The sequence below is a fragment of the Mycobacterium intracellulare ATCC 13950 genome, assembly GCF_000277125.1.
In the GTDB taxonomy this organism is placed as follows: domain Bacteria; phylum Actinomycetota; class Actinomycetes; order Mycobacteriales; family Mycobacteriaceae; genus Mycobacterium; species Mycobacterium intracellulare.
Genome location: NC_016946.1, coordinates 2798073 through 2812919, shown reverse-complemented (window position 1 = coordinate 2812919; position 14847 = coordinate 2798073). Strand labels below are relative to the sequence as shown.

15 protein-coding genes are annotated in these 14847 nt (G+C 69.5%); 7 read left to right on the top strand and 8 right to left on the bottom strand.

The window, feature by feature from the left end; genetic code table 11:
• Positions 1–2: 2 nt before the first annotated feature.
• Positions 3–953, bottom strand: a complete 951-nt coding sequence (locus OCU_RS38055) for a M56 family metallopeptidase (protein ID WP_008256947.1) — start codon at positions 951–953, stop codon at positions 3–5.
• A gap of 14 nt (positions 954–967) precedes the next feature.
• Positions 968–1387, bottom strand: coding sequence for a BlaI/MecI/CopY family transcriptional regulator (locus OCU_RS38050; RefSeq protein WP_008256945.1), 420 nt, complete (start codon positions 1385–1387; stop codon positions 968–970).
• A 337-nt stretch (positions 1388–1724) separates the two neighbouring features.
• Between OCU_RS38050 and OCU_RS38045 the strand changes: the two genes are divergently transcribed.
• Positions 1725–2147: a PaaI family thioesterase gene (locus tag OCU_RS38045; RefSeq protein WP_009956128.1), complete on the top strand. Its 423-nt coding sequence runs from the start codon at positions 1725–1727 to the stop codon at positions 2145–2147.
• Between the two features lie 50 nt (positions 2148–2197).
• Here the strand turns inward: OCU_RS38045 and OCU_RS38040 are convergent, their stop codons facing one another.
• The 3 genes from OCU_RS38040 to OCU_RS38030 form a co-directional block, all read right to left on the bottom strand.
• Complete coding sequence (locus OCU_RS38040) at positions 2198–3583, bottom strand: NAD(P)/FAD-dependent oxidoreductase (protein ID WP_009956129.1); 1386 nt, start codon at positions 3581–3583, stop codon at positions 2198–2200.
• 206 nt (positions 3584–3789) lie between these two features.
• Positions 3790–4170: a DUF4189 domain-containing protein gene (locus OCU_RS38035; RefSeq protein ID WP_009956130.1), complete on the bottom strand. Its 381-nt coding sequence runs from the start codon at positions 4168–4170 to the stop codon at positions 3790–3792.
• 212 nt (positions 4171–4382) lie between these two features.
• Complete coding sequence (locus OCU_RS38030) at positions 4383–5060, bottom strand: SDR family oxidoreductase (RefSeq protein ID WP_008256934.1); 678 nt, start codon at positions 5058–5060, stop codon at positions 4383–4385.
• Between the two features lie 187 nt (positions 5061–5247).
• Here OCU_RS38030 and modA point away from each other — a divergent pair, with 187 nt between their 5' ends.
• Positions 5248–6024 carry a molybdate ABC transporter substrate-binding protein gene (modA, locus tag OCU_RS38025; protein WP_009956131.1) on the top strand — a complete coding sequence of 259 codons (777 nt, stop codon included), beginning with the start codon at positions 5248–5250 and terminating at the stop codon, positions 6022–6024.
• A gap of 36 nt (positions 6025–6060) precedes the next feature.
• On the opposite strand, the gene OCU_RS38020 is transcribed toward modA, so the two are convergent.
• Entirely contained in the window at positions 6061–6723 is a 663-nt protein-coding gene (locus tag OCU_RS38020; protein ID WP_009956132.1) for a DUF2510 domain-containing protein, read from the bottom strand.
• A 229-nt stretch (positions 6724–6952) separates the two neighbouring features.
• Here OCU_RS38020 and OCU_RS38015 point away from each other — a divergent pair, with 229 nt between their 5' ends.
• The 5 genes from OCU_RS38015 (at position 6953) to OCU_RS37995 (ending at position 11638) form a co-directional block, all read left to right on the top strand.
• On the top strand, positions 6953–7750 hold the full coding sequence (locus tag OCU_RS38015) for an ABC transporter permease (protein ID WP_193375150.1): 798 nt from the start codon (positions 6953–6955) through the stop codon (positions 7748–7750).
• Positions 7751–7759: 9 nt separating this feature from the next.
• On the top strand, positions 7760–8863 hold the full coding sequence (locus OCU_RS38010; RefSeq protein WP_014380167.1) for a sulfate/molybdate ABC transporter ATP-binding protein: 1104 nt from the start codon (positions 7760–7762) through the stop codon (positions 8861–8863).
• Positions 8864–9004: 141 nt separating this feature from the next.
• Positions 9005–10132 (top strand): alanine and proline-rich secreted protein Apa, encoded by a 1128-nt coding sequence (locus OCU_RS38005; RefSeq protein ID WP_014380166.1) that lies wholly within the window; start codon positions 9005–9007, stop codon positions 10130–10132.
• Positions 10133–10263: 131 nt separating this feature from the next.
• Complete coding sequence (locus tag OCU_RS38000; protein WP_008256923.1) at positions 10264–10563, top strand: GlsB/YeaQ/YmgE family stress response membrane protein; 300 nt, start codon at positions 10264–10266, stop codon at positions 10561–10563.
• Positions 10564–10609: 46 nt separating this feature from the next.
• Positions 10610–11638 carry a zinc-binding alcohol dehydrogenase family protein gene (locus OCU_RS37995; protein WP_014380165.1) on the top strand — a complete coding sequence of 343 codons (1029 nt, stop codon included), beginning with the start codon at positions 10610–10612 and terminating at the stop codon, positions 11636–11638.
• Between the two features lie 6 nt (positions 11639–11644).
• Here the strand turns inward: OCU_RS37995 and OCU_RS37990 are convergent, their stop codons facing one another.
• Positions 11645–12403 carry a CPBP family intramembrane glutamic endopeptidase gene (locus tag OCU_RS37990; RefSeq protein ID WP_029384263.1) on the bottom strand — a complete coding sequence of 253 codons (759 nt, stop codon included), beginning with the start codon at positions 12401–12403 and terminating at the stop codon, positions 11645–11647.
• 61 nt (positions 12404–12464) lie between these two features.
• Entirely contained in the window at positions 12465–14828 is a 2364-nt protein-coding gene (locus tag OCU_RS37985) for a phosphoketolase family protein (RefSeq protein ID WP_009953034.1), read from the bottom strand.
• Positions 14829–14847: the final 19 nt, after the last annotated feature.

The window sequence follows — 14847 nt, the reverse complement described above, 5'->3', positions numbered from 1 at the left end:
CGTCAGAGGTTGAACAGGCGTTCCAGCTCGGTGAGCCAGGGCACGGCGAGCGCGATGGTGGGCACCACGAACACCGCCGCCGCGGCGAGGTAGGCGGCCGCCGCCAGCGCGGCGCTGTTGCCGCGCCCCCCCAGCCGACGCACCCGCAGCACCGTGCTGGGACCGCTCGCCGCCAGCGCGCCCGACGGCGCCCGCCCCGACGCGCAGGCGACCAGCGCCCGGGCCAGGGGAGCGCGGCCGGCGGCACGCACCGCGGCGTCGTCGGCGAGCAACTCGACCAACAGCTGGACGGCGCCCAACGCGTTGGCGCTGCGGACCAGCCGCGGGAAGGCCGCGTGCACCGCGGTGAACGCCTCCAGCACCAGGTCGTGCCGCGCCCGCAGGTGGGCGCGCTCGTGGGTGAGGATGGCCGCGACCTCGGCGTCGGCGAGCGTGCTCAGCGTGCCCTCGCTGACCACCACCCGGCTGCGCACGCCCGGCAGGCAGTAGGCGAGCGGTTGCGGGACATCCAGCACGCGCAGATCGCGGGTGCGGGTGCAGGACTGCGAGAGCGCCGCGTCGTGGCCGACCCCGACCAGGTCGACGACCATCCGGTGGTGGGCCCGGCGCTTCCGATTGGCGATGGCCACCCGGGCGAGGGCGACCATCAATCGGGCGCCGACCAGCACGGTTAACGCGAAAACCCCGATGTATGCCGCCCACAGCGGCCACCCGAGCCGGTCGGCGGCGCCGACGATGCTGGTCGTGGGTCGCCCGTCGGGACCGGGCATGAGCAGCCGGGTGGCGATCGCGATCCCGGCGCTGAACGCCGACAGGACCGCGGCCAGCGCGACGGCCTGCCACAACACCATGGCGGCTCTGGGGGCGCGCAGCGGCCACCGCGCGCGTGCCAACATGGCCGGCACGGGACCGGTCAGTAGCACCGCGAGAATGGTGAAAGCCAGCGCGGACACACTGTTAGTGTCTCTCAGCCCTCCGGGCCTGCGCCAGCAGATGGCGAGTTGTTGCGTTGATTGGCTTCCAGTTCGGCGAGCGCGCGCCGCAGCGCCTCCGCCTCGTCGGCGCCGACGCGCTCGACGAAGTGCACCAGCGCGGCCTGCCGGCCGCCGGAGTCCTCGGCCTGGGCCAGCGCGTCCACCATGAGGCCGGCGACGAGTTCGTCGCGGCCGTGCACGGGGGCGTACCGATGTGCCCGGTCGTCGCGGATCTGGGAGACCAGGTTCTTCTTGGCCAGCCGCTGCAGCACGGTCATGATCGTGGTGTAGGCGAGGTCGCGCTGCGCCGACAATGCCTCATGGACCTGGCGCACCGTCTGAGGCTCGGGCGCGGACCACAGATGGTCCATGACGGCCCGTTCCAGATCCCCCAGCCGTGTCAGTTTGGCCATAGTTCGTTCATCTCCTGAGCGTCGAAACCAGACTACTCCCGCTTACTACCGACCGTCGTACGGAAAGCTGACAAATCTCTGTGCCGGCCACCGCGCACGCCCCGTCGCGAACAAGTCGAACCATACCCCTTGCAAAGTTAGGGCAGCCTTGCCTATGCTACTCGAGTCGAGCGATAACGGACCGCGTGAGAGTCCTGAGGGCTGCAGTGACCCCCGGTCTTACTCGATCGGCGAGCCCCGTGCCCTGTGCACGGGGCTCAGCCGTTTTCGGGGGTGTATCCGGCGAGTTGTGCTGCCGCCGAAGCCGTCCCGCACGCGATGGTGTAGACACAGGGACGTGCCAGAGCCGCAGGAAACGATCATCCCGCCGCATTTCTCCGCGCCGTTCGACCGCGAGATCGGCTTGCAGTTCACCGAACTCAGTCCCGACGGCGCCCGCGCCCAACTCGAGGTGACGCCCAAGCTGTTGCAGCCGATGGGGCTGGTGCACGGCGGCGTCTACTGCTCGATGATCGAAAGCATGGCCAGCGTGGCGGCCTACACCTGGCTGGCCACCCGCGGTGGCGGAAATGTCGTGGGAGTCAACAACAACACCGACTTCCTCCGCTCCATCGGCTCCGGCATGCTGTACGGCAGGGTCGAACCGATCCACCGGGGCCGGAGCCAGCAGTTGTGGTTGGTCACCATCACCGACGACGACGACCGCGTGGTCGCCCGGGGCCAGGTGCGCCTGCAGAATCTCGAGCTTCGCGAGGGCTGAGCAGAGGACGCCCGGATGCGCCGAATCCCGCTGCCGGGCAACGGGTTTCGCTAGCTCGCCCGCCTGGCGACGGGGCGCTTGGTCTCGGCCGCGAGCACCGCCAGCTGTTCGAGCCGGGTGCGGGCGAACGCCTGCTGTTCGGTGATGGTGAGCTGGCCCCGTCGCGTGCTCAGGAATGTCACCGTCCACGACAGCAGCGTGCTGATCTTGGTCTTGAACCCGACCAGGTAGACCAGGTGCAGCACCAGCCACGCGAACCAGGCGAACAGGCCGCTGAATTCGACCGGGCCGATCTTGGCCACCGCGGAAAACCGCGACACCGTGGCCATCGACCCCTTGTCGAAGTACTGGAACGGTTCCCGCTCGGCCGGGTTGGCGCCGTCGAGCTCGGCCTTGATCGTGCTCGCCACGTACTTGGCGCCCTGGATGGCGCCCTGGGCGACTCCCGGCACGCCTTCGACCGCGGCCAGGTCGCCGATGACGAACACGTCGGGATGGCCCGGGACGGACAGGTCGGGCAGCACCTTGACGCGCCCGGCCCGGTCGAGTTCGACCGTCGACTGGTCGGCGAGGTCGCGGCCCAGCGGGCTGGCCGAAACGCCGGCGGACCATACCTTGCAAGCGGATTCGATGCGCCGGACGGTGCCGTCGGAGTCCTTGACGGTGATGCCGTTGCGGTCGACGTCGGTGACCATGGCGCCCAGCTGAATCTCCACGCCCATCTTTTCCAGCCGGTCGGCGGCCCGCTGGCCCAGCTTGTCGCCGAAGGGCGGCAGCACCGCGGGGGCGGCGTCGAGCAGGATCACGCGCGCCTTGGTGGAGTCGATGTGGCGGAACGAGCCCTTGAGCGTGTAGGTCGCCAATTCGGCGATCTGCCCGGCCATTTCGACGCCGGTGGGTCCGGCGCCGATCACGGTGAAGGTCAACAGCTTGGCGCGTCGCTCCGGATCACGGGACCGTTCGGCCTGTTCGAAGGCGCTCAGGATCCGCCCGCGGACCTCGAGCGCGTCGTCGATCGACTTCATGCCGGGGGCGAACTCGGCGAAATGGTCGTTGCCGAAATACGACTGGCCGGCACCGGCGGCGACAATCAAGCTGTCGTAAGGGGTTTCGTAGGTGTGGCCGAGCAGATCCGACACCACGAACTTGCCCGCCAGGTCGATGTGCGTGACGTCGCCGAGCAACACCTGGACGTTGCGCTGCCGGCGCAGCACGACCCGGGTGGGCGGGGCGATGTCGCCTTCGGACACGATGCCCGTCGCCACCTGGTACAGCAGCGGCTGGAAGAGGTGGTGCGTGGTGCGGGCGATCAGTTTGATGTCGACGTTGGCGTGCTTGAGTTTCTTGGCAGCGTTGAGCCCGCCGAAGCCCGACCCGATGATGACGACCTGGTGGCGACGCTCCGGTCCAGCTGCGTTACTTGGCTGGGGGCTCATGTTTCCGCTGCTCCTGACGAGGGCTTTTGGAGGCTTTTGGACGCGCGATTGCAACTAGCAACCACGCTAGTCAGGCGGATACCCCGCAACCTAACTCGCAACATGTGTAATCAACCACACCGTGCGCATCACGCCTGGTCGTCGACCGGCACTGTGGTGAAGTTATCAATCCCGCAGAGACAGCAGCGCCGCGCATCGCGTGGCCGTCACTGGGGGGCGCCTTCTCCCGCGCAGTGGTCGTGGCCGGCCTGGACCATTCCGCCGGGTGCGCGCGCCAGCGCCGCCGCCTCGGCGTCCTCGCGCGTCGGACCCCAGCCCCCGAAATATCGGGATTTGGCCCCGTTCAAGGCGAGCGCCACGCAGCCGCCCTGGCCGCTGGCCAGCAGACGACAGTCGCTGATGCTCTTGCGGCACGTATCCATGGCCGCCTTTTCGGCTGCGCCCTGGCTGGCCGCGCCATCGGCGATGCTGATGTGCCCGGTGGAGTCCGATATCGCCATGGCGATCCAGTTGTCGTCGGCATGCGCTAGGGGGGCCGGCGCCAACGCCACGCCGACGGCAAGCGCGGCCCATGCTCGTTTCTTCATGGCCTCCCCGGCTTTTCTTCTGCGCTGCGCGACCGTGGCGCAGGTAAACGCTATTCGGGAAGTATTACCGCGCCACGACGAATCCGCGAGCCGCGTAGGGCCTACAGCCCGACGAGCGGGCGCACCGCCGCGCCGGCCTCCTCGACGACGCTGATCACCGTAGCGATCGGCCGGGCACGGGAAAAGGGTTTGCGACGGGCGCGGGTTACGCCTCAGGCGAACTGAGCCAGCGCGCCGTGGCTCACGTGCAACGTCTGACCGGTGATGTGGCGTGCCGCCGATGTGGTCAAGAACAGCGCCAGGCGGGCGACCTCGGCGGCCACCGGGGCGGGGGTGCGGGTGAGTCCGTCGTAGCCCGCCTGGGCGCTGCGCCCACTGGCGACGGCGTTGACGGTGATTCCACGGGTGCCGAAGACGCTCGCCTGCCCGGCGGTCCAATTCGCCAGCGTCGCTTTGATTGCGGCGTCGGCGCTGCCCGCCGGCGGGTTCTCGGGTACCACGCTGATGATCGACCCGCCCGAGCGCAGATGATCGCCCACGGTCTGCAGCGTCAGCACCGCCGAAAGCACCGTCGCGTCAAGCGCTTTGCGCCACGCGTTTGCGGTGTCGGCGATCGAGTAGGTGCGCGGGTCGCCGGCCTCCCAGGTGGGCGCCGGCACGTTGACGATGGTGTCCAGGTGGTGGGGGAACAGCGGGCGAGCCTCTTCGAGGCTGGCCGGGTCGGTGGTGTCGCAGACGATCGCCTCGACCTCGAGTTCCTTGGCGGCGATCTCCAGATCGCTCTTGCGCGCGCCCACGAGGGTCACTTTGTGGCCGTCATCGCGGAAGCCCTCGGCCACCGCGCGCCCCAGCTCTGTGTCTCCGCCGGTAACCAGTACCTCCACTGCCATGACCTCCTCTGCCTGGGACCTCAGCGCGTTATGGCGTCAATCCCCGTATATGTTACTGGACAGTAGCTAGCTGGCGAAATTTTTGCGGCCGCGACGCGCGGATCACTTGGGTAACTATTTGTGCGTCACTTTTTGCGGCGATTCGGCCGCCAGGGGGACCGCATCGTCGGCGGGCTAGGGTGCATCCATGCGTCGGATCGGGTTCCGGACCGGGTTGGTTTCGGCGATGTTGGTGGCGGGGCTGGTCGGGTGCGGGTCCACGCCGCCGCCGGCGCAGTCGCCGCAGGCGTCCGGGAAAGTGATGGTGTTCGCCGCCGCGTCGCTCAAGCCGGTGTTCACCCGGCTGGGCCAGCAGTTCACGGCCGAAAACCCGGGCAGCGGCGTCGAATTCGAGTTCGCCGGCTCCTCCGAGCTGGCCACCCAGTTGACGCAGGGCGCGACCGCCGACGTCTTCGCGTCGGCCGACACCGCGCAGATGGACACGGTCAGCAAGGCGGGCCTGCTCAGCGGCGCCCCGCGGACCTTCGCGTCGAACACGCTGGTCATCGTCACCGCGCCGGGCAATCCAAAGCAGATCGGATCCTTCGCCGATCTGGCCAAGCCCGGGCTGAACGTGGTGACCTGCCAACGACCGGTGCCGTGCGGGGCGGCCACCCATCGCGTCGAAGACAGCACCGGGGTGCGCCTCAACCCGGTCAGCGAGGAACTCAGCGTGACGGACGCCCTCAACAAGGTCACCAGCGGCCAGGCCGACGCAGCGCTGGTCTACGTCACCGACGCCAAGACGGCCGGGAGCAGGGTCGCGACCGTGACCTTCCCCGAGGCCGCCGGCGCGGTGAACGTCTATCCCATCGCGGTGCTGAACAAGGCCGCGCATCCATCCCAGGCGCAGAAGTTCGTCGACCTGGTGACCTCCGCGGCCGGCCAGCAGATCCTGGCGCAGGCCGGCTTCGCCAGGCCCTGACCGTCGTCCTCACCGCAACTCGGCGAACGCCCTCGGTTAGGGCTGGAAGGCCGGAAGAATCGAGCCGGAATCGCGGATCTCCCAGATGCTGTTCTTGGTCACGCCGTCGAAGTTGATCTTGTTCAACGTCTCCCGCGAGTAGGTGAGGTCGATGGCGACCTGGGTCGAGGTGTTGCCGTACGGGTCGGTCATCGGGAACGTGCCTTGAACGTTCACGGCGGAAGCGTCGGGGTAGGTCGCTCGGGCGTACCTGAGAATGTCGATGGTGTCCAGCCGCGCACCGTCTTTGATCAGCAGCTCGGTGTAGTTGTCTCGAATGGCGAATCGGGCGTCGACGATTTCGCCGTCCGGGCTTTGCGTGGTCGTGAAGGTGACGCCGTCGGGCTTCTTGGGACCGGCCGGCGTCGACGGCGCCGCCTCGGTCGGTGTCGACGGCGCGGACGAGGGCAGTTGGCTGTCGTTTCGTTCGAAACCCCAGCTTTTGCCGACGATCACGAGGAGAACCAGCACGGTGAGTACAGACAGCGCCAGGGCCACCTTCCCGGAAAGGCCCTTCCTGGGCGGCTCCGTGGCGAAGGCCCATTCGCTGGTCCAATTGGTCCCGTCGAAATACCGTTGCAGCCCATGGCCTACCCCGGCGGGATCCGGGTACCAGCCCGGCGCCGATTTGGGCGGGGGCGGCGCCTGTTCAGATGGCATCCAAGCACCTTCGTCCTGACGGTGACCTTCCGGCTACCCGCGGCGATGGCCGCGCAAAACCATTCTCGCGCACTGGCTGACCACCAGTCATCGGGCCACCACTTACCGCCGGCGTCGGCGGGTCCCGCCCCCACTGCGGCGCGCCGAGCACGCCGTTCCGGTGTAATGCGAGGAGCGGGTGAGCGGGTTCCGCGAAGTTGTCGAGGTGGCCGTCGGCAGGAGGCTGGGTATTAGCGCGCACAGCACGGATCTGCCCCGCTGGGTGTACCTGCCCGCGGCCGTCGGGACCGCCTTCGTGGGGCTGCCATTGCTGGCCGTCGCGGTGAAGGTCGATTGGCCGCATTTCTGGTCGCTGATCACGAGCCCCTCGTCGCTTACCGCGCTGGCGCTCAGCCTTCGGACCGCGACCGCCAGCACGGTGTTGTGCGTGGCGCTGGGCGTGCCGATGGCGCTGGTGCTGGCGCGCAGCACGGCGCGACTGGTGCGGTTGCTGCGGCCGTTGATCCTGCTGCCGCTGGTGCTGCCCCCCGTCGTCGGGGGCATCGCCTTGCTCTATGCGTTCGGGCGGCTCGGACTGCTCGGCCAGTGCCTCGAGGCCGCGGGCATCAGCATCGCGTTCAGCACCGCCGCCGTGGTGCTGGCGCAGACGTTCGTCTCGCTGCCGTTTCTGGTGATTTCCCTCGAGGGCGCGGCGCGTACCGCGGGGGCCGACTTCGAGGTGGTGGCCGCGACGCTCGGGGCGCGGCCCAGCGCGGTCTGGTGGCGCGTCACCTTGCCGCTGTTGGCGCCGGGCGTCGCTTCGGGCGCGGTGCTGGCGTTCGCCCGCTCGCTGGGAGAGTTCGGCGCCACCCTGACCTTCGCCGGCTCGCGGCAGGGGGTGACCCGCACGCTGCCGCTGGAGATCTATTTGCAGCGGGTGACTGACGCCGACGCGGCCGTGGCGTTGTCGCTCCTGCTGGTCGTGGTGGCGGCCCTGGTGGTGTTGGGGCTGGGCACACGCCGGCTGACCGGGGCGGACGCGAGGTAGGGCCGGGCCATGAGCGAATTGCAGCTGCGCGCGGTCGTCGCCGACCGCCAGGTGGATGTGGAGTTCTCGGTGTCCGCGGGGGAGGTGCTTGCGGTGCTCGGGCCCAACGGCGCGGGCAAATCGACTGTCCTGCATGTCATCGCGGGCCTCCTTCGACCCGACCACGGGACGGTGCGGCTGGGCGATCGGGTCTTGACCGACACCGCGGCCGGGATCGACGTCCCGACGCACGACCGCCGAGTGGGGCTGCTGCTGCAAGACGCATTGCTGTTCCCCCACATGACCGTTGCCGCCAACGTCGCTTTCGGACCGCACAGTCGTCGCGCGAGCCTGCGTCCGGCCCGCGCGACGCAGAAAGCGACGGCATCCCGCTGGCTGCGCGAGGTGGACGCCGAGCGGCTCGCCGACCGCAAACCGCGACAGCTCTCCGGCGGGCAGGCTCAGCGGGTCGCCATCGCAAGGGCGCTGGCGGCCGAACCCGACGTGTTGCTGCTCGATGAGCCCCTGGCCGGGCTCGACGTCGCCGCGGCCGCGGCGATCCGGGCGGTGCTGCGCGAGGTCGTCACCCGCAGCGGCTGCGCCGCGATCCTGGTCACCCACGACCTGCTCGACGTGTTCACGTTGGCCGATCGGGTGCTGGTGCTCGAGTCCGGCAAGGTCGCCGAAATCGGGCCGGTGCCCGACGTGCTCACCGCGCCGCGCAGTCATTTCGCGGCCCGCATCGCCGGTGTCAACCTGGTCAATGGGACGGTCGACCGCGACGGCTCGCTGGTCGCGGTCGGCGGCGACCGCTGGTACGCCGCCCCACCCGAGCGGGGCGAACTGGTCTCACCCGAGCAGCATGCGATCGCGGTGTTCGCGCCCACGGTGGTCGCCGTCTATCGCGACCGGCCGCACGGCAGCCCCCGCAACGCCGTGGAAGTCACCGTGGCGGAGATGGATGTCCGCGGGTCGGCGGTGCTGGTGCGCGGCGCCCAGCAACCCGATGGCGCCCCCGGCCTGGCCGCCGAGATCACCGCGGACGCCGCCGCGGAGTTGCGGCTGGCGCCGGGGGACCGGGTGTGGTTCTCCGTGAAAGCCCATGAGGTGACGCTGTATCCGGCCGCGCACTGAGCGCCGGCGGCGGAGTGCCCGGCGGCGTCCGCCGTCCGCAAGGCAGTCGGCAGGTTGCACATTGGCAACATCGACACAACTGCGCTGCAATAGTCCGCAAAGCTCCTTGCGTCACAGCCGTAACACGGTAGGTTCGTCGCCATGGAGCAGGTGGAACCGATTTCGACACGCCGCAAAGGACTGTGGACGACGCTGGCGATCACCACGATGAGTGGTGCCAGCGCACTCGCCATCGCGTTGCCGGCGACCTCGAGCGCCGATCCCGAAGTCCCGACCCCCGTCCCGCCGAGCCCGGCCGCTCCGGCGCCACCCGCAGCGCCGGCGGCTCCGGCCGCGCCGGCGGCTCCGGCGCCGAATGGGCAACCGGCACCGGGTGATCCCAACGCGGTCCCACCGGCCGTGGCCCCCAACGGGGCACCGCCACCGCCCGTCGACCCCAACGCGCCCCCACCACCGCCCGTCGACCCCAACGCGCCGCCACCACCGCCCGTCGACCCGAACGCGGGGCGGATCAACAACGCCGTGGGTGGATTCAGCTACGTCCTGCCCGCCGGCTGGGTCGAGTCGGACGCTTCCCACCTGGACTACGGTTCGGCGCTGCTGAGCAAGGTGACCGGCCCGCCGCCGATGCCCGACCAACCGCCGCAGGTTGCCAACGACACCCGCATCGTGATGGGTCGCCTCGACCAAAAGCTTTACGCCAGTGCGGAAGCCGACAACGCCAAGGCCGCGGTGCGGCTGGGTTCGGACATGGGTGAGTTCTTCATGCCCTATCCCGGAACGCGGATCAACCAGGAGAGCACCCCGCTCGCCGGCGCCAACGGCAGCACCGGGAGCGGGTCGTACTACGAGGTCAAATTCAGTGACGCCTCCAAGCCGAACGGCCAGATCTGGACGGGCGTGATCGGTTCGGCCAACGGCGGGAACGCGCAACGCTGGTTTGTGGTGTGGCTCGGAACCTCCAACGACCCGGTGGACCGGGGCGCGGCCAAGGCGCTCACCGAGTCGATCCAGGCCTGGACACCGCCGGCGGCTCCGGGAGCCCCGCCGGCTCCGGGTGCGCCCGCACCGGCGGTTCCTGGTGCGCCCGCACCGGCGGTTCCTGGTGCGCCCGCGCCGGCACCCGCACCGGGGGCTCCCGCCCCGGCTCCCGCACCCGGGGCTCCCGCAGCGCCGGCGGCTCCGGGGGCACCGGTCCCGGGCCAGGCGCCGGCCGTGGAGGTCAGCCCCACTCCCGCGCCGGCACCGCAGCAAACTCGCTCGGCCTGATATAGGCCGACGGAAAACCGGTTGGTCAACCGTCTCCGATTCGGCACTCGTTTCGTGACCCAAACTGGGTATACCGAAGTGACGGCCCAGCAAAACGCTGGGCTTTGCCAGCGATTGCAAGGAGACCCGCAATGGACATCATGGCAGCTACGGAATTCCTCGCTCGATCAAGCACGCTCACCAGCGTCGGCTGGATCGGTTACATCATCATCGGTGGTATCGCCGGTGCGATCGCCAGCAAGATCATCCGCGGTAGCGGAGCCGGGATCCTGATGGACATCGTGATCGGCATTGTGGGCGCGCTGGTCGGCGGTTTCATCCTGAGCTTCTTCGTCGACACCGCCAGCGGCGGCTACTTCTTCACCTTCTTCACCGCCCTGCTCGGCTCGTTGCTCCTGCTCTGGATCGTCGGCATGGTCCGCAGGACCTAGCCGCCGAACCCGTTGCGGCCGTGGTGGTTAGCGGCATGATGGAGCGATGGCATCACCGGTGACCACCACCGCAATGCGCGCCTGGCGCGTTCGTCGACCCGGGCCGATGGATACTGGCCCGCTCGAGCAGGTCACCACCGAGGTGCCGCGGCCGGGCCCGTCCGAACTGCTGGTGGCCGTGCGAGCGTGCGGGGTGTGCCGGACCGACCTGCACGTCACCGAAGGCGACCTTCCCGTCCACCGCGAGCAGGTCACGCCCGGGCACGAGGTGGTGGGCGAGGTCGTCGAAATCGGCCCCGAGGCCGGCGACGAGTTCCGGGTGGGGGACCGGGTGGGTATCGCCTGGCTACGCCACACCTGTGGCGTGTGCAAGTACTGCCGCCGCGGCGACGAGAACCTCTGCCCGAAATCCCGCTACACCGGCTGGGACGCCGACGGCGGCTACGCCGAATTCGCCACCGTCCCGGCCGCTTTCGCGCACCCCCTGCCCGGCGGGTACAGCGACAGCGAACTCGCACCGTTGTTGTGCGCGGGCATCATCGGTTACCGCTCGCTGCTTCGCGCCGAGCTGCCGCCCGGCGGGCGGCTGGGCCTCTACGGTTTCGGCGGCAGCGCGCACATCACCGCGCAGGTCGCCCTCGCGCAGGGCGCAGAGGTGCACGTGATGACCCGCGGAGCCCGGGCCCGCGAGCTGGCGTTGGAACTCGGCGCCGCATCCGCACAAGGCGCGGCGGATGCGCCCCCGGCGCCACTGGACGCCGCGATCCTGTTCGCTCCCGTCGGTGATCTGGTGCTGCCCGCGCTGCAGGCGCTGGATCGCGGTGGCACGCTGGCGATCGCCGGGATCCACCTCTCGGATATCCCGGCGCTGAACTACCAGCGTCACCTGTTTCAGGAACGCCAGGTCCGGTCGGTCACCTCCAACACCCGGGCCGACGCGCGGGCCTTCCTCGATTTCGCGGGCGAGCACCACATCGAGGTGACCACGCCCGAATATCCTCTCGGACAAGCCGATCGGGCGTTGACGGATCTGAGCGCCGGGCGCATCGCGGGCGCGGCGGTGCTGCTGGTGTGACCGTTCTCAGGTGGACAGGTGCCACACGAACGCGGCGGCGAGCGCACCGAGCCCATTCAGGGACCAGTGCAACGCGATCGGCGCGATCAGGCTGCCGCTGCGCCGGCGCAGCCAGCTGAAGACGAACCCCGCGGCTCCCGTCGCCACCACGGCGCCGGCCACCCCCGCCACCATTCCCACGATCCCGCCGCCGAACAGCCGGGTGAACCCCACGTTGCTGCTGGTCAGTCCGAACGACGTGGCCACGTGCCACAGCCCGAACAGCAGCGAGCCCGCCAGCGCGACCCCGCGAAAACCCCACGCCCGGTTGAGCGCGCCGTGCAGGACGCCCCGAAACGCCAGCTCCTCGGGGATGACGGTCTGCAGCGGGATGATGACCATCGAGGCGACCATCGCGCCCGAGATCGTGGCATAGCGGTTGTTCAGGAACATCGGCCGGGTCGCCGGCAGCAGCACGCCGACCGCGATCACCGAGGCCACCACCGCCACGGCCGCCAGCGCATAGCCCAGTCCCGGCTTCCAGTGCTCGCGCCCGAGGCCGAGGTCCGCCCAGCCCAAACCGCGGCACCGCATCAAGATGACCAGCCCGACGGCGGCGGCCGGGACCGTGCCGACGCTCGCCCATGGCGTGGTGAAATGCGCGATCAAATCCGTCAGGACGAGAACCACGACGACGACGCCGATGTCCAGGTGGATCCGGAACCGGTGCAGTGCCGAAGGCTGGGACGCCACAGGGTGAACGTCGACTGTGCCGGCCTCATGCATCCGGCCAGTCTACCGGCGGCCCACGGCGCGACGGGCCAATGCGATTGCCGTCATGCGAATCTCAGTCGCTCGGGCCCCAGGTCCACCCCGAAATCTTCGGGTCGTCCTCCCCGTGCTCGCGGGTGTACATCCGCGCGGCCAGGCGGGCGTCGACCATGCGCTGCCGCAGCATGGCGGCGCGGCTGGCCAATCCGTCGACCCGGTCGATGACATCCATGACCAGATGGAAGCGGTCCAAATCGTTGAGCATCACCATGTCGAAGGGCGTCGTCGTGGTGCCGCGTTCCTTGAAGCCGCGCACGTGCATATGCGCGTGGTTGGTGCGGCTGTAGGTCAGCCGGTGGATCAACCACGGATAGCCGTGGTAGGCGAAGATCACCGGCCTGTCCGGGGTGAACAACGCGTCGAATTCGCGGTCCGGCAGGCCATGCGGGTGCTCGGTGTCGGGCTGCAGCCGCATCAGGTCGACGACGTTGACCACGCGGACGGCCAGCTCCGGCAGCTCGGAGCGCAGGATGTCGGCGGCGGCCAGCGTCTCGAGTGTCGGGATGTCCCCGGCGCACGCCAGCACCACGTCGGGGTCGTCGGTCGCGGTGCTCGCCCACTCCCAGATGCCCAGCCCGCGGGTGCAGTGCGCGACGGCCTCATCCATGTCGAGATAGGCCAGCGCGGGCTGCTTGCCGGCGACGATGACGTTGATGTAGTCGCGGCTGCGCAGGCAGTGATCGGCCACCGACAGCAGCGTGTTACCGTCCGGCGGCAGGTACACCCGGGTCAGCTCGGGCCGCTTGTTGGCGACCAGGTCGATGAACCCCGGGTCCTGGTGGGACGCCCCGTTGTGGTCCTGCCGCCACACGTGCGAGCTCAGCAGGTAGTTCAGCGACGCGATCGGCCGCCGCCACGGCAATTCCCGGCTGGTGGCAAGCCATTTCGCGTGCTGGTTCAGCATCGAGTCGACGATGTGCACGAACGCCTCGTAGCAGTTGAACAGGCCGTGCCGCCCCGTCAGCAGGTAGCCCTCCAGCCAGCCCTGGCACAGGTGCTCGGACAGCACCTCCATGACGCGACCATCGGGCGCCAGGTGCTCGTCGTCGGGCTCGATCTCGGACAGCCACACCTTGTCGGTCGATCCGTAGACGGCGTCGAGCCGGTTGGAGGCCGTCTCGTCGGGCCCCATGAGCCGGAATCGGTCCTTGTTGCGGGCGATCACGTCGCGCAGGAACCCGCCCAGCACCCGGGTCGCCTCGTGCGTGACGGCCGCCGGTCGCTCGACGGCGACGGCGTAGTCGCGGAAGTCGGGCAGGTCGAGGTCGTGCAGCAACAGCCCGCCGTTGGCGTGGGGGTTGGCGCTCATCCGGCGATCCCCGCTGGGCGCCAGCGCCCGCAGCTCCGGCCGCAGCCGGCCGTTTTCGTCGAAAAGCTCCCCGGGCCCATAGCTGCGCAGCCACTCTTCGAGCTGGGCACGGTGTTCGGGGTTGTCGCGCGTCGCGGCCAGCGGCACCTGGTGCGAGCGCCAGGTGCCCTCAACCTTCTTGCCGTCCACCATCTTTGGCCCGGTCCAGCCCTTGGGGGTACGCAGCACGATCATCGGCCACACGGGCCGCTCGACCCCGTTGCCGCCGCGGGCCGCACTCTGGATGGCGGCGATGTCGTCGAAGGCGTCGTCGAGGGCGGCGGCAAGTTGCCGATGCACATCGGCCGGGTCGTCACCGGCGACCGTGATCGGGCGGTACCCGTAGCCGCGCAGCAGCGATTCCAGTTCGGCGTGCGGGATGCGGGCCAGCACCGTCGGGTTGGCGATCTTGTAGCCGTTGAGCGCCAGGATCGGCAGCACGGCGCCGTCGGTGACGGGGTTGAGGAACTTGTTGGAGTGCCAGCTGGCGGCCAGCGGCCCGGTTTCGGCCTCGCCGTCACCGACGACGCAGGCCACCACCAGATACGGGTTGTCCAGCGCGGCGCCGTAGGCGTGCACCAGCGCGTAGCCGAGCTCGCCGCCCTCGTGGATGGATCCCGGCGTCTGGGCCGCGACGTGGCTGGGGATGCCGCCGGGGAAGGAGAACTGCCGGAACAGCTTGCGCAGGCCCTCGGTGTCCTCCTCGATGCCCGTGTAGACCTCGCTGTAGGTGCCTTCCAGGTAGGCGTTGGCGACCAGCCCCGGTCCGCCGTGCCCCGGCCCGGTCACGTAGATGACGTCGGCGTCGCGGTGGCGGATGACCCGGTTCAGGTGCGCGTAGACGAGGTTGAGCCCGGGGGTGGTGCCCCAGTGACCCAGCAACCGCGGTTTGACGTGATCGATGGTCAGCGGCTCGGTGAGCAGCGGGTTGTCCAGTAGGTAGATCTGCCCGACCGACAGATAATTGGCGGCACGCCAGTACTTGTCGATCAGGGCGAGTTCGTCGTCGGAGAGCGCGGTTGCGTGGGTCATCTCACCGATTGTTCCCACC